This is a genomic window from Elizabethkingia argenteiflava, from assembly GCF_009904105.1.
GTDB lineage: Bacteria > Bacteroidota > Bacteroidia > Flavobacteriales > Weeksellaceae > Elizabethkingia > Elizabethkingia argenteiflava.
The window spans coordinates 1-357 of the sequence record NZ_JAAABJ010000141.1 but is presented as its reverse complement, the minus strand read 5'-3'; the positions used below and the strand labels follow the sequence as shown (position 1 = coordinate 357).

The 357-nt window shown below is 29.4% G+C and carries 1 protein-coding gene; it reads right to left on the bottom strand.

The window, feature by feature from the left end; translation table 11 throughout:
• Positions 1-357 (bottom strand): efflux RND transporter permease subunit (locus GNY06_RS00930; RefSeq protein WP_176589926.1); only part of this gene is annotated, 357 nt, incomplete at both ends.

The window sequence follows — 357 nt, the reverse complement described above, 5'->3', positions numbered from 1 at the left end:
TTTTAGATATACAATTATTCCTGACATTGCCGTTCCTGTAGATATATTAGTCACATACTTTTTACTTTTATTATTGTGCTTTAACATTAATGTATTAACTATTTTTGAAATTGTATTCCCCTGAATATTACTGCTAACCGCTTCTACCACTACAAGAGCTTCCTCTACTACGATACCGATAGACAATACAAGTGCAAAAAGCGTAAATAAATTAATGGTAAAGCACAATAATAAAATGAAATTGAATGTGCCTACTATATATACAGGAACGGCAATGTAAGTAATAATTGTAGATATAAAATCCTGAAGAAAAAGCATTAAAACTATAAATACCACAATAAACGCCTCAATTAGAGT